Source organism: Photobacterium proteolyticum (assembly GCF_001939735.1).
GTDB lineage: Bacteria > Pseudomonadota > Gammaproteobacteria > Enterobacterales > Vibrionaceae > Photobacterium > Photobacterium proteolyticum.
This window is the reverse complement of record NZ_MJIL01000067.1, coordinates 17981-31160: the sequence shown is the minus strand read 5'-3', so window position 1 is coordinate 31160 and position 13180 is coordinate 17981. Positions and strand designations below refer to the sequence as shown.

Annotated in this window: 10 protein-coding genes, 1 tRNA gene and 1 rRNA gene; 5 read left to right on the top strand and 7 right to left on the bottom strand. The window is 48.9% G+C overall.

The genetic code is table 11. The features are described 5' to 3' along the window. The first annotated feature begins 308 nt into the window (after positions 1 to 308). Both rrf and BIT28_RS11035 read left to right on the top strand, forming a co-directional pair. Positions 309 to 424: ribosomal RNA gene (gene rrf / locus BIT28_RS11040) — 5S ribosomal RNA — on the top strand. 14 nt (positions 425 to 438) lie between these two features. Continuing rightward, positions 439 to 515: transfer RNA gene (locus BIT28_RS11035), tRNA-Asp, on the top strand. Positions 516 to 861: 346 nt separating this feature from the next. On the opposite strand, the gene BIT28_RS11025 is transcribed toward BIT28_RS11035, so the two are convergent. From BIT28_RS11025 to BIT28_RS11000, 6 genes are all read right to left on the bottom strand, one after another. Next, positions 862 to 1761 (bottom strand): TIGR03899 family protein, encoded by a 900-nt coding sequence (locus tag BIT28_RS11025; RefSeq protein WP_075763605.1) that lies wholly within the window; start codon positions 1759 to 1761, stop codon positions 862 to 864. A gap of 279 nt (positions 1762 to 2040) precedes the next feature. Then, positions 2041 to 2523, bottom strand: coding sequence for a DUF3299 domain-containing protein (locus BIT28_RS11020; protein ID WP_075763604.1), 483 nt, complete (start codon positions 2521 to 2523; stop codon positions 2041 to 2043). Between the two features lie 11 nt (positions 2524 to 2534). Beyond that, positions 2535 to 3794 carry an ABC transporter permease gene (locus tag BIT28_RS11015; protein ID WP_075763603.1) on the bottom strand — a complete coding sequence of 420 codons (1260 nt, stop codon included), beginning with the start codon at positions 3792 to 3794 and terminating at the stop codon, positions 2535 to 2537. After that, on the bottom strand, positions 3794 to 4486 hold the full coding sequence (locus BIT28_RS11010) for an ATP-binding cassette domain-containing protein (RefSeq protein WP_075763602.1): 693 nt from the start codon (positions 4484 to 4486) through the stop codon (positions 3794 to 3796). Before BIT28_RS11010 ends, BIT28_RS11015 begins: the two co-directional genes overlap by 1 nt. A gap of 62 nt (positions 4487 to 4548) precedes the next feature. Next, positions 4549 to 5328 carry a zinc uptake protein ZrgA gene (gene zrgA, locus BIT28_RS11005; RefSeq protein ID WP_075763601.1) on the bottom strand — a complete coding sequence of 260 codons (780 nt, stop codon included), beginning with the start codon at positions 5326 to 5328 and terminating at the stop codon, positions 4549 to 4551. Positions 5329 to 5772: 444 nt separating this feature from the next. Further along, positions 5773 to 6324: a YtfJ family protein gene (locus tag BIT28_RS11000; protein ID WP_075763600.1), complete on the bottom strand. Its 552-nt coding sequence runs from the start codon at positions 6322 to 6324 to the stop codon at positions 5773 to 5775. A 319-nt stretch (positions 6325 to 6643) separates the two neighbouring features. Here BIT28_RS11000 and BIT28_RS10995 point away from each other — a divergent pair, with 319 nt between their 5' ends. Continuing rightward, the gene (locus tag BIT28_RS10995) at positions 6644 to 6853 is read left to right on the top strand and encodes a DUF1107 domain-containing protein (protein WP_075763599.1); all 210 of its coding nucleotides are present in this window, start codon (positions 6644 to 6646) and stop codon (positions 6851 to 6853) included. Positions 6854 to 6892: 39 nt separating this feature from the next. On the opposite strand, the gene msrA is transcribed toward BIT28_RS10995, so the two are convergent. Continuing rightward, positions 6893 to 7528 (bottom strand): peptide-methionine (S)-S-oxide reductase MsrA, encoded by a 636-nt coding sequence (gene msrA / locus BIT28_RS10990; protein WP_075763598.1) that lies wholly within the window; start codon positions 7526 to 7528, stop codon positions 6893 to 6895. Between the two features lie 172 nt (positions 7529 to 7700). Here msrA and tamA point away from each other — a divergent pair, with 172 nt between their 5' ends. After that, entirely contained in the window at positions 7701 to 9422 is a 1722-nt protein-coding gene (tamA, locus tag BIT28_RS10985) for an autotransporter assembly complex protein TamA (RefSeq protein ID WP_075763597.1), read from the top strand. Further along, positions 9419 to 13177 (top strand): autotransporter assembly complex protein TamB, encoded by a 3759-nt coding sequence (gene tamB, locus BIT28_RS10980; protein WP_075763596.1) that lies wholly within the window; start codon positions 9419 to 9421, stop codon positions 13175 to 13177. Before tamA ends, tamB begins: the two co-directional genes overlap by 4 nt. The last annotated feature ends 3 nt before the right edge of the window (positions 13178 to 13180 follow it).

The following is a 13180-nucleotide window of genomic DNA, read 5'->3' as shown; positions in this document are numbered from 1 at the left end:
ACCATACAACACCCAAGGGGTTTTTACGGACTCCACAGACGCTTGAATGTAGCGTGAGAATACTAGTTACTTTCCCAGATTATGAAGATATTCCGCCTACCAGAGGTAGCGCCGGGATAAAGTTCGATAGCAAGACAAGTTGTGAGTCGAGCGAAGGAGTTTAGCCTGCTAAATGACTGAGCGAGAGAGCAACTTAACGTAGCTAGCGGGCTTTATAGCCAGCGGAATGTATTCAAAAGAATTTGCTTAGCGACCATAGCATTATGGACCCACCTGATCCCATGCCGAACTCAGTAGTGANGAATTTGCTTGGCGACCATAGCATTATGGACCCACCTGATCCCATGCCGAACTCAGTAGTGAAACGTAATAGCGCCGATGGTAGTGTGGGGTCTCCCCATGTGAGAGTAGGACATCGCCAGGCTTCCAATTTAGTGCGGAGTGGTAGTTCAGTTGGTTAGAATACCGGCCTGTCACGCCGGGGGTCGCGGGTTCGAGTCCCGTCCACTCCGCCAGTCATTAAGTCCCTAGCAGCAATGCTGGGGATTTTTTTTATGTGCAGTACAGAGCGGTAGTTCAGTTAGTTAGCCTATTTACCTTGAAAGCAGCGGCCTGTCACGCTGCCGAAGGCATTCGCGGGTTCGAGTCCCGTCCGCTCCGCCACTTTTTCGAAAGCCTCAGCAGAAATGTTGGGGCTTTTTTGCATTTGTTATTTCTGTCCGCCCTTTAGTCGGATAGCCCGGACTAGGTGCCCCCCGCCGTTCCGTCACTTCTTCGAAATGTGCGTCCCGGCAGAAATGCTGAGGTTTAACTGTATTGTTCATTTTTGTCCGTCCTATGGCCGGACAGCCCAAGACTCTGCTAGGTGGCAAGGTTAACCTGAGAGCCTTCATTTTTTTCAACTACAAAGTGTTTTGCGAGTAGTTCAAGCAGGCTCTCTTTGTAGGGTTCATGTTTCTTATTTCCTAATAGACTGGCAATTTCCTGGCCGACGGGAGAAAGACGGTAATATGTCAGGGAGACTCTTTTTTTAATCGGGCGCAGTAAATAGCGTGAACCTTGGTAGCCAAATGCAAGCGGAGACTCGACATCGATCTCGCCTGATTCCAGCTCGCTGCGGAGTAACAATCCCAGCTCCATGAGTACGAGTAAGTTCGAATAAGGTAACTGATAGCTTCCCAGCGCAAGCTTGTCGGAGGAAGGAGCACGTAAAACGAAAAGCCCGCTATGGCGAACTTTAATGCTAGTCAGCAGCTTTTTACTTTCATCACTGCCAAAATGACAGCTTAACATACAGGCGCGGTGAAAGGTTTGCGCCTCCTTTTGGGTCATGTTTCTGAGAGTATCGAGTGTTTTTAGGGACGTTGACCCTGGAGTAATGATCTCTTGCTTGAGTACTCGGCTCCATAGCTTTTGCATTGAGGCACCGCGTATATGCTTAGCAATGGAGATGAAATGATATAGCCAGTCGGGATCTGGTTCTCCGGCGGTTTCATCGCTGCAGCTGTCGTATGATAGTTTAAAGATACGTTCCAGGTTTTCTTGTTCGTGCTGCGCCTCTTTTAACAACCGGTTTTCGGTTCTTTCTGCGATATCTTTTTCAGAATCATTTGCGATGAGATGACTGACAGCGTAATAGCTGGCAAGGTCTTTGGCTCTTGCATGACTGCTTCGAATATAACTATTGGTTTCTTCTTTTTTTGCAGTAGGTGCTATAGCTGTTTTTGTCGCTGTCTTGGTGTCCTTGTCTGCATTATCCATAGCGGGCTCAAGGTTGATTAGTCTGGCTATAGTTTTACCAGTTGATCGTATTATTTGGCAATATGCGTGACTTTTGTGTTAATGAGTGGTTAAATTTGTTGCGTGGTTGAGTTTTATCGAATAGGAGTGAGGGAGGTACTGATGAATAAGTCTGGAAAACGACTGACTGACGTGCTGCTGGTATTAGGCTACATAACAATACTGGCTTATCTTGCTATGTACCTATAGTGTAACAAGCAAGATAAGCCCTGAGTTTAAAGGGAATATGAGCGACAGAGATTACATGTCATCGTATTCTTCTAAAGCCGTACCTTCTAATAGGTAGCCGACTTCTGCCATATCATGGCTGATATGCTGGGTTTGCAAAGTACCGACAACATATACCACATCCCATAGTTGCTGGATGGGAGCGCCTTTTTCAAATTTCACATAAATGATTTGGTTCGGCGGTGGTGGTGGCACATGAATACAGGCTCCAAAGTAGGGCACTAGCAAGAATTCAGTTACAGCCTTGTCATCCCCTTCTAATGGAATAACAAAGCCCGGGATCTTTACCTTGCTTCCATTTAGCTCGGTACGGACCTTACCGATCATTGACTGTTTTACAGCCGCACTATTATGGTCAAGTACAGGCATGCTATTGCTGTTGAATTGCTGCCTTTCTTGCTCGGGGACCAGGTCAATCCAGTCCAGAGTTAATACATCGCTGGCATGGCCCATCAATGGGAGCCAGCAACATAATAAAATAAGCCATTTTTTCATTTTCTATCCTATTAAACCTTGATTGTCATACCGTCTGCCAGAGAGTGTTGATAAGCACGTAGCGCCGGAAGTACCCCAACGATGATCCCTGCAAGCTGAACGATGCCAAGTAATAGCAGTTCGTAAGTTGTCAGCCCGCTGATCTCGATATATAGCCCGAATTGCTGCTGGATAAACGGTTGAGCGATTAACAATAAGCTATAAAGCAAAGCGGTGCCAAGCGCAATTCCAATTGTTGTCAGTACTGTTGCTTCGCTGACTAAGAGGAAGAATATATGGTTGGGTCTGGCCCCCATAGCTCTTAGTATTGCCATTTCACGGCGTCTTTCATTCAAACTGGTCAGAAGGCTCGTTAACATACCCAGTAGACCAGCGATAACGACAAAACCTGACACAACAAGCAGTGCCTGCTCGGCAATTGACATCATTCTCCACAGTTCGTGCAGAGCGATGCCGGGCATAATGGCACTCAGCGGCTCTTTCGAATATGTGTTGATATAACGCTGCAGTGCAAAAGTCTGTATTTTGGAATTTAGACCAAGCATGAAGGCGGTAATCTGTTTTGGCTCGAACTGATAGTTGGCCAGAGTTTGCGCATCAGGTGTATGTCCTAACTTGGCTCCGGACTCCCAGCCAATATGAATGGCTTCAATAGCCCCTAAAGAGACATGGACACTGCGATCGACCGGCGTTCCTGTTGGTTCCAGTATGCCGACTACCTTGAAAGGCAAATTATCATGTCGGTTGAAGGATTTATCACTGATACCATGGGCGATGACGATTTCGTCATCGAGCCGATAGTTGAGCTTCTTAGCGACTTCAGCCCCTAAGACGGTCTCGAATAGCCCATTAAACTGCCGGCCTTCGGCGAAATTAAGGTGTTGCTTTTGACCATATTGGTAATGCTTGAAGTAAGCATGATTGGTACCGATCACTCGGTAACCCTGGTGGGAGTCACCAAGTGAGATTGGTATTGACCACTTCACCGAGCGGTGTTGGCTAATTTCCTGGTAGCTTTGCCAGTCAATGTTGTTGGTTGCATTACCAATCCGAAAGACGGAATACAGCAGCAGGTTCACCTGTCCCGAACGGGAGCCAACTATTAAATCCGTTCCTGAAATCGTATTGGCAAAGCTGGATTTAGCCTGAGTACGTACTCTTTCAACACCAAGCAGTAGGGTGACGGAAATGGCGACGGTCAGTAGGGTAAGAAATGCTGTCGTTTTGCGGTTAGTCAGGCTTTGCCATGCCAGTCGGAATATTGCGCCCATTAGCAGGCCCCTCTTACAGCTTGGTTTAACTCGTTGAGTGCAATGCTACGATCGAATAAGGATTCAAGTGTTTCATCATGGCTGACAAAGAGTAAGGTTGTTTCTGCTTTATCGCATTCTGCCATGAGTAATTGGATGAAGGCCTCACGGTTGTCATGATCGAGCGCAGACGTTGGCTCGTCTGCGATTAATAGCTCCGGTTGGCCTATCAGTGCCCTTGCTGCCGCGACCCGTTGTTGTTGACCGATACTCAGCTCGGTTATTGGCTTCTCAAGATATTCTTGAGGCAAGTGTAATTGGGTTAACAGCCGCTTAGCCTCTATGTCCATAGCGCTTGAAAGCCGGTCTTTTCGCAGCCGGGAGAAGCGGCACGGTAGCAGGACGTTATCGATCACCGAGAGATAGGGAAGCAGATTGAACATCTGGAAAATATAACCAATATGGTTTGCCCTGAATTGATCTCTGTGTGTCGGTTTTTGTTGGCTGAAAGGCTGTTGCAATAGCTGGATTTCGCCTGATGTTGGTTGTGAAATGCCTGCTAGCAGACTTAACAAGCTGGACTTGCCACTCCCGCTCGGTCCTTTCAGAAAGACTTTCTCGCCTTTCTTTATCGTCAGGGATGGAATGTCGAGGAGATCCTCCGTCTGTTTTGGCCAGCGGAATGTTATGTCGGTGAGTTCTATAACGTTCATAGTTGTCCCTGTAATGGGGGGAAGCCCCCCATCGTGAATGGATTCTCGCTATAAGCCAATGCTTAGAATTTAAATACTGTACTGGTAGGCGTTAGCTGTGAAGCGCTTTGGTTGGTACCTGTAATTGCCTGGACAGTGATTTTTTCCGTGGTCGGGAAGTGGCTGAACCAGTTAACCTGCAGAGAAGTTAGTTGTTCGATGTTATTGCATCGGAATACATACTGAGCAGAGAACTCACCGTGTCCATTATGGCTATCATGGTCATGTTCGTCATGATCGTGTCCCGCATGGCTGTCATGGTCATGCTCGTCGTGATCGTGCCCCGCATGGCTGTCATGGTCATGCTCGTCGTGATCATGTCCTTCGTGGCTGTCATGGTCATGTTCGTCGTGATCATGTTCTGCATGGCTGTCATGGTCATGTTCGTCGTGATCATGTCCTGCATGGCTGTCATGGTGATGCTCGTCGTGATCATGTCCCTCATGACTGTCATGGTCATCATCAGCTGTCAATGTTTCAGTGACATGGGCATCGGTTAGCTGGCAGTTTGACGCAGAGGAGAAAGCAAAGAGCTTTCCGGCGTTGTTAAGTTTTGCAATTGCGTCTTCTAGCTGCTGTTGTTGCTGCTTGTTGGTCGGAGCATGTTCAAAGCCAACAACATCCGCACCCGGGGCCGTGATCTCCATCAGTAAATCTTTGCCGTCTTGGGCAATATTGAATTCAACGACGCCGTGTACATGGGCGTCGTGTTGGCGAAAAGTCTCTTCTGCTGATGCAGTGGTAGCCATTGTCAGGGTGCTTAACATTAGTGCACACGATGAAAGACGGTAAGGAAAAGGCATGATAACTCCTGTCTAAAAAATAAAGGTAAATAAAAATAGATACATTCGTTTTAGGCTGTTACCGGAGGAGATCTTGCCAAAGGTTGCGTGGGAAGACGATAGCCTGTTAGAACGTTGCTTTGGCGGCTATGCTGTGCCGGTGACTGTGCTGGTAGGGCATCGAGTTCAATGATTGGCGTTGTAACATGTACCAGATGGCAGATGTTACATTCCTGTATATGATGATGGCTGCTCTCGACTTCTAATTCATGCAATACCTTTAGCGGCCCAATTACACAGATTAGGCCGATACAGAGAATTGTGCATAGGTGTAACCACCGAGAGTTGAAACGGAACACGTTAGAATCAGAAAAGCCATCACCAAAACAGGATTGTAATAATATAACATTACTTTTTGTTGTTGGTCATGGCTTTGTTGCCATCTAGGAAGATTAATTGAGCGTGTTACAGATTGGCTTTAACTAAGCTAAGTGCTTGTTCTATCTCTGAAGGGCTGAGTTTTCCTTCTTTGACAAATAACACTTTGCTTTCTTTGTCCAGGACAATAATTGCAGAGCTTTCTTCGTGCAGCTCCCAAGTAGCATGTACCCCGCCTTCGGCATCAAGTACCATGGACGACCACGAAAACTCTCGCTTACTGTCTTCTGCCGACGAGGCAACAAAACTGCCTGTTCCCCAAATGGCGTCATCCTGATTGATGATTGTTGTTGTCTGGTACTCTTCTGCCGGTAAACCTGCTGCTGTGATTGCCTGCATGAGTTCCGCATTCATTTCTTTTGCCGCGCTGCGGCCAGCGATTGCCTGAATGACCCGGACCTTACCTGTCAGTTGTGCACTATTCCAGTTTTGGTAGACGATATCATCGCCTTGTAAGGTGATCTCACCTTTGTCAGAAACGGCCGCAGAAGGGAGCATTTCACCAACCTGAATAGTATGAGCCGCTGCCAAGCCTGGTAATAATGCAGCAAGTAAAGCAATCATTGGCTTCTTATTCATTGTATTTATTCCATTTATTGTTAGACGCTTCATTATCTTAGAACAGTCAGAGATAACTGGTAAAACCAGTTAAAAATAGTCGATCTGAATCACTAATTATTCTATTCCTTCTCGGCTTGGAGATGTTTTTTGGGAATGTTTGTCGCTGATCTTATAAGCAATTATGACTTTTCTGTTCTACATTGAATACTTGGCTTGAGCTGACTTTTAGGGATAGGTTGCCAAGCATGGCAAGTAAATTGCTTTCTTTTTTCGACGGAAGGTTGAAACATTATTGATATGGCGGGGTCTACAGCTGTATCGGTGTTGCGAGGGATATATGCTTAGAGTTTTCAAACACTATCGTCCAAATCAGGTTGCCCGCTACGTAAAGAGCTATTTTCGCGGGCGTGTGTTTATTATGGGAGTCGGCGGTTTCGAATTTGATTGCGGCCGTTTGCTGCCACCCAAAAAACAAGATTTAAAAGCGCTAAATGTGTTATCGGAGGTCAATCGCGAAATCGACCTCCTTGCGGCAGAGGCTGTATAGCTGGTCCCTAGCTCTGATTAGATATGACAGGGCACGGGGTTACTGAGGGGGCAGACACACGCCTGTTCCCCCTAGTCCACAGTATCCTCCGGGGTTCTTGGCAAGGTATTGCTGATGGTATTCTTCTGCAAAATAATAGTTGCCAGCCGGTTCTATTTCTGTGGTGATTTCGAGCAGGTGTTGCTGTTGTTTTAAGGCTGCCTGGTAGTGCTCTTTACTCTGCAATGCCTGATCAAGCTGTGAGGGAGAAGTGGTATAGATGACGGAACGGTACTGGGTTCCGATATCATTGTCTTGCTGCATTCCCTGTGTCGGATCATGATTTTCCCAAAACAGTGCAAACAGTTGTTTTAGAGGTATTTGGGCAGGGTCAAAAAGAATCCGTACCACTTCGCTATGCCCGGTTTTTCCGGTGCAAACTTCTTCATAGCTCGGATTTGGGGTAAACCCTCCGCTATAGCCAACAGACGTACTGTAAACCCCGTCAAGTTGCCAAAAGAGCCTCTCGGCACCCCAGAAACAACCCATACCAACAATAAGCTCTTCTAGCCCCTCGGGCTTATGATCATTGATAGGGGTACCATTGACAGCATGTGGCAGGGAAGGAAGGATTGGCGTTGCCCTGCCAATGAGTGCAGCCTCCGGCGAGATCATGACTTGTTTCTTTGCTGACATTGTTATTTCCTTTTACATTGTCTTTACAGAGAAAGTAGAGGAATCTTGACAGACAATCAATATCGTTTGATTTGTCCTTATATAATGTTGGCAGTTATGGCTGCCCTTTGTCAGAATTATTACTGCGCGCGACAAACAAAAATAAAGCTTTTAGTAGTGAAGCCAAATAAGAATGAAAAAAAACGTTAAGCGGTTTAGCCTTACCGCAATTGCTCTTGTTGCTTCTGTCCCTGTTTGGGCAGAGACCACATTGGCCATTAAGGGGTTGAAAGGAAGCCTGAAAGATAACGTTGATGCTTATGTCTCGGCAATTCCTGAAGATGACTACAGTATTTCAATTCGCTTTCGAGAGCAGCTCGAAGGCGAGATTAAAGACGCCCTTAAAGCGCTGGGGCGCTATCAGCCGACATTTTCCTACGAGGTCGAGAAGGACGGAGATGACAGCGAGCTGATTGTTACGGTTAATGCAGGACCGAAAACAACCATTGCCAAAAGCGATATCCGCATTACAGGTATGGCAGAGAGTGATCCGGATTTTCTGGCTCTGAAGAGAAAGAGTGGGCTTGGATTTGGTAAGACACTGAACCATGGCAAATATGAGTCGTTTAAATCCTCTCTGAGTAGTCTGGCGTTGCGAAAAGGCTACTTTGATGCTGAACTGAAGAAAAGTGTGCTGGAAGTGGCGCCGACACGTAATGAAGCTTTCATTGCTATCGAGTTTGCTGCCGGGCAACGCTATAACTTCGGTGAGACATTATTCACCGGCAGCCAGATTGAAGAAGACAGGCTGCAATCTTTGATCCCCTACGAGGAGGGTGATCCGTATCTTGCCTCTACCCTGGGGGAGTTTAACCAGCGATTATCTAATGTGGGCTGGTTCTCCTCGATCTTTGTCGGCGGGGATGTCGCCAACCTAAAAGACAATAGCGTGCCCGTCAAAGTTGCTCTGGAGCCGCAGGTCAGAAACCAGATAGAGACAGGTATCGGTTACTCGACCGATGTTGGAACCCGTCTTAAATTCAATTGGCGCAAGCCCTGGATGAACAGTGCCGGGCACAGTCTCAATGTGAAAACTGAGCTCTCGAAGGTGCAGCCGAAAATCGAGGCAACCTATAAAATTCCTCTTGATGATGTTCTCAATGATTATTACCAGATCATTGGCGGTATTCGCTATGTCGATAATCATGACACGGTCAGTACGGAATATAATTTTGGCGTGGAACGGCATTGGCGGCTGGAATCGGGTTGGAAGCGTGTGGCCTCGGTTCGTTGGTTGTATGAGGACTATAAGCAGGGGGCCGAAGAAAGTGGTGCACTTTCCATGATACTGCCGGGGATCAGTTATGACAAAACTCGAAGTCGTGGAGGCGCAATGCCGACATGGGGTGATAAACAGCTGATTTCGGTTGAATATTCTGATCCGGCTTTTGGTTCTGATACCCGGCTGGCAAGGTTTCGTGGGCGGAGTGCCTGGATCCGCAGCTCCGGCAAGGATCACCGTGGCCTGTTGCGGCTGGATGGTGGTGCGGTGATTGCGGATCGGATAGAAGATGTGCCGCCATCGCTGCGTTTTTTCATTGGTGGTGACAATAGCCTGCGTGGTTATAGCTATGAGTCGATTGCACCGAGAGACAGCAAGGGCGAGTTGCGCGGTGGTACTTACATGCTGACCTCGACCCTTGAGTATCAGTACCGGGTTTACGGAAATTGGTGGGGAGCATTGTTTTATGATTATGGCTCTTCCTGGATAGATACCCCGGATTGGTATCGGGGAGTGGGGACCGGTGTCCGCTGGGCATCGCCGGTCGGCCCGATTCGTCTTGATTTTGCATGGGGACTGGAAAAGGAAAGCGATAAGTTCCAGCTGCATTTTGTTCTGGGGCCTGAAATATGATCTGGATAAAACGTATAGCACTAGGGGTGCTGGCACTGTTATTGGTTTTGGTGATTGCGATCGCATCACTGCTGTATACCCCGGCAGGCGTTAAGCTCGCTGTTTGGGGCGCACAGAAGGCCTTGCCAGCCCTGTCGATAGCCGGTAGCTCGGGAAGTTTGCTGAAAGGTTTTATGCTGGAGCAGGTTGCCTATCAAGATACTCATCTTGATCTGAAGGCTGAGAGCCTGGTGTTGACGTTGGAAGACAGTTGCCTGCTAACTCCGGCAGTTTGCGTGACCGATCTGAGTGTTTCGGGTGTTCGTTTTGCCATGCCCGAGTTGCCCCCGTCGCAGCCGGATGCTGAAGAGAGTGAGGTTGAGCCTCAGCCCGTGACTGACATTGTGATGCCGCTGCCGATACGTGTTGATCGGGTCGCGCTGGATGATATTGAGCTGGATATTTTGGGCAACAAGATTGCCTGGCAGCATTTTTCTACTGCAGCGGAGATTGAGGAAAGCCGGTTAATACTCAAGCCGACCGACTGGCAGGATATTGAGCTCACACTGGCTCCAGCCTCTGAGGAAGGTAGTACGGTTACGCAAGCTGAAGTTGAACCTACTGGTGAGCCTATCAGCTTGCCGGAAGTGGTACTGCCTTTGTCGTTTGATATCCAACGCTTTACCGTTAAGAACTTTACACTCAACGGCGAGATTTCCCAACGGGTGAACGTGCTGGACATAGTTGCAACGGCAACGGGCAGTGATGTGTCACTGAGCAAGCTGGTACTGGATGTTCCGCAGGCCAAGCTTGATGCGACTGCCGGTGTTTCGTTGAGCGGTGATTACCCGCTTCAGCTAGAAGCTGGGCTTGATATTGCAATGGCTCCTCTTGAGGGGCATAACCTCGAGCTCAAGGCTGGCGGCTCATTGGCCGAGCTGGCGCTTGATGCCAGCTTGAAAGGGAGGCTTGATGCGTTGCTGAGTGGCAAGCTGTCTCCGCTGGATCCGACGTTGCCTTTCGATCTTAACCTGTCCAGTAGGCATATTCAGTGGCCGATTGATAAAGATGCTGAATTTGAAGTCACAGATACGGCATTAACTGCTGCCGGAAGTTTGGACGGGTTCAAGTTCAAGCTAAAAACTGATGTTGACGGAGCGCCGATGCCTGCTGTTGCCGCAAACTTATCGGGGCAGGGCGATTTGACTCAGGTTAGCCTGGATAAACTGGCTATCGAAACCCTCGGCGGCTCTATTTCAGGTAATGCCAAAGCCAGTTGGAAGACGTTGGTTAACTGGCAGGGGCAGTTAGATTTTAGCCATATACAGCCCGGGCTTGAATGGCCGGATGCCAAAGGGGATCTGAGTGGTAAGTTACAAACCTCTGGAGGCCTGACCAAGCAAGGCGGCTGGTTTGTCAAGCTGCCGGAGTTATCAGTCGACGGGGTGGTGCTTGAACAGCCATTTACGCTTGACGGTCAGCTTGATGCCAAAGATACCGCCGGTAAGGGAGATATTGAGCTGGTCACCGATCGTCTGAGGTTGAAACATGGTCCTAATGGATTGACGGCAAAGGGCTCTTTGAGCAAAGAATGGGCGATGTCTGCACAGGTTGATGCCCCGGACTTGGCGCAGTCACTACCGGATCTGCGTGGACGCATTCAGGGAGACCTCGAGCTGTCGGGTAAACTCGCCGAACCGGACATTGATCTTCAGCTGGACGGAGAGGCTTTAGGTTGGCAGGAGCAGGCCAGTCTTCAGCGGTTTGCACTTAAGGGTCGGGTAACGCCCATGCCAGCTCTGAAAGCAGATATCAGCCTGACGGCGTCTGACGGTAAATATGAAACGTTCAAGCTTGATGAGCTGGCATTGATTTTCAAGGGCACCGAAGCCCAGCACAGCCTGACACTCAATGTTGATGCTCAGCCAGTGAGCACGAATATCAGTCTTGAGGGCAAGCTGGATCGCAAGACAGGCTGGCAAGGGATATTGCAGCAAGGCGAAGTTGATACGGAAATTGGTCCGTGGCAGCTAAACCGTCCAACGAAGCTCGGTTATAACCTCAAGACACAGTTGGCGAATGTGGCCGCGCACTGCTGGCAACAGGATCAAGCTTCGCTGTGCCTGACCGAAGCTCTCGAGGCGGGGAGTTCAGGTCGTGCCAAGGTCGCTGTCAATAATTTCGGGTTTGGTAGAATTGCATCGTTTATCCCTGAAACCATTACTTTACAAGGAGAGGTCGGTGCCAACGTGGAGGCTACCTGGGCACCCAAGGCCTCCCCGTATGTGAAGGCCCAGATCCGAATGCCATCGGGCTCGGTGGTCCAACAGGCCGATCCTGAAGCTCCGGCCCTGACGGTTGGCTGGGACAAGGTGACGGTTAACGCTGAGATGAAGCAGGATATCTTAAATGCCGACTGGCTGGTGGCGGTGAAAGACAATGGCGATATCTCAGGGCGAGCGAAAGTCAGCCAGCTAACAGGTGAACAGCAGCTGGAGGCGAGGCTTAAGATTGATCGCTTTATGCTGGGCTTTTTGGCTCCGCTGATTAAAGGCTATGAAGAGTTTGATGGTCAGGTTGATGCCAACCTGACCGTTGCTGGACCAATTATGCATCCGGCTGTGAATGGATTACTGGAGCTGACAAATGTGAAAGCGGTTGGCCGTAAGGTACCGCTTGATGTCTCCAAGGGAGATATCATCGCAACCTTTAATGGTTACAATGCGACGTTGCATGGCGACATTATTACACCTGATGGCAAGTTACAGTTACGGGGCAATGGCGACTGGCAGGATCTGGCGCAATGGAAGTCGGAGCTACAAGTCAATGCGCGTGATTTGGAAGTCAGTGTGCCACCAATGCTTGATCTGAAGGTCTCGCCGGATCTGGTGATTAAAGCCGCGCCGAAGTATGCCGAGATCTCTGGCAGTATTGCGATCCCCTGGGGGCGGATCACCATTGACCAGCTGCCGGAATCGGCAGTGTCAGTATCTGATGATGAAGTGCTGCTAACCGATGATCTACAGCCTGTCGAGACAGAACCGCCAATCCCGTTTGAAATCAAAACCAATATCTCGGTCAACATCGGTAAAGACGTGAAACTGTCGGCGTTTGGCCTGAAATCCAGGCTGACAGGTGATCTGAACGTACGCCAAAAAGATAAGGGACCGTTAGTGTATGGTGAGGTAAACCTACGAGACGGTACTTATCGCTCGTTTGCCCAGGAGCTGGTGATCCGCAAAGGTCAGATTCTTTTTAACGGCCCGGCGGACCAGCCTTATCTGGCGATAGAGGCAGTCCGAGATCCGAATAATGTGGAAGATGATGTCATTGCCGGCATCCGGGTCAGTGGCCCGGCTGATGAGCCGACGGTAGAGATCTTCTCCGATCCGGCAATGCCTCAGCAAAATGCGCTGTCTTACCTGCTACGGGGTAAAAACCTCGATACCGAGTCTGGCGAAAGTGGCAGTGGCGATGCGATGACGACCGCATTGATTAGCATGGGGCTGGCCAAGAGTGGTCAGCTTGTCGGGAATGTCGGCGAAGCGTTTGGTGTCCAGGATCTGACCTTGGATACCGCGGGAGCAGGGGACGACTCTCAGGTGACGATCAGTGGTTATATTGCTCCTGGCCTGCAGGTAAAATATGGCGTCGGGATATTTACCTCCATCCCTGAGTTTACAGTTCGATATCGGCTAATGACAGATCTGTACGTTGAAGCCGTATCCGGCCTCGATAGTGCCGTCGATTTACTGTATCAGTTTGAGTTCAATTAAGGG

What these genes read in the sequence shown, in the direction of transcription:
- tamB (WP_075763596.1), top strand. Translation starts at nt 9,419, where the DNA reads ATGATCTGGATAAAACGTATAGCACTAGGGGTGCTGGCACTGTTATTG.
- BIT28_RS10995 (WP_075763599.1), top strand. Translation starts at nt 6,644, where the DNA reads ATGCTTAGAGTTTTCAAACACTATCGTCCAAATCAGGTTGCCCGCTAC.
- BIT28_RS11000 (WP_075763600.1), bottom strand. Translation starts at nt 6,324, where the DNA reads ATGAATAAGAAGCCAATGATTGCTTTACTTGCTGCATTATTACCAGGC.
- msrA (WP_075763598.1), bottom strand. Translation starts at nt 7,528, where the DNA reads ATGTCAGCAAAGAAACAAGTCATGATCTCGCCGGAGGCTGCACTCATT.
- zrgA (WP_075763601.1), bottom strand. Translation starts at nt 5,328, where the DNA reads ATGCCTTTTCCTTACCGTCTTTCATCGTGTGCACTAATGTTAAGCACC.
- BIT28_RS11025 (WP_075763605.1), bottom strand. Translation starts at nt 1,761, where the DNA reads ATGGATAATGCAGACAAGGACACCAAGACAGCGACAAAAACAGCTATA.
- BIT28_RS11015 (WP_075763603.1), bottom strand. Translation starts at nt 3,794, where the DNA reads ATGGGCGCAATATTCCGACTGGCATGGCAAAGCCTGACTAACCGCAAA.
- BIT28_RS11020 (WP_075763604.1), bottom strand. Translation starts at nt 2,523, where the DNA reads ATGAAAAAATGGCTTATTTTATTATGTTGCTGGCTCCCATTGATGGGC.
- BIT28_RS11010 (WP_075763602.1), bottom strand. Translation starts at nt 4,486, where the DNA reads ATGAACGTTATAGAACTCACCGACATAACATTCCGCTGGCCAAAACAG.
- tamA (WP_075763597.1), top strand. Translation starts at nt 7,701, where the DNA reads ATGAAAAAAAACGTTAAGCGGTTTAGCCTTACCGCAATTGCTCTTGTT.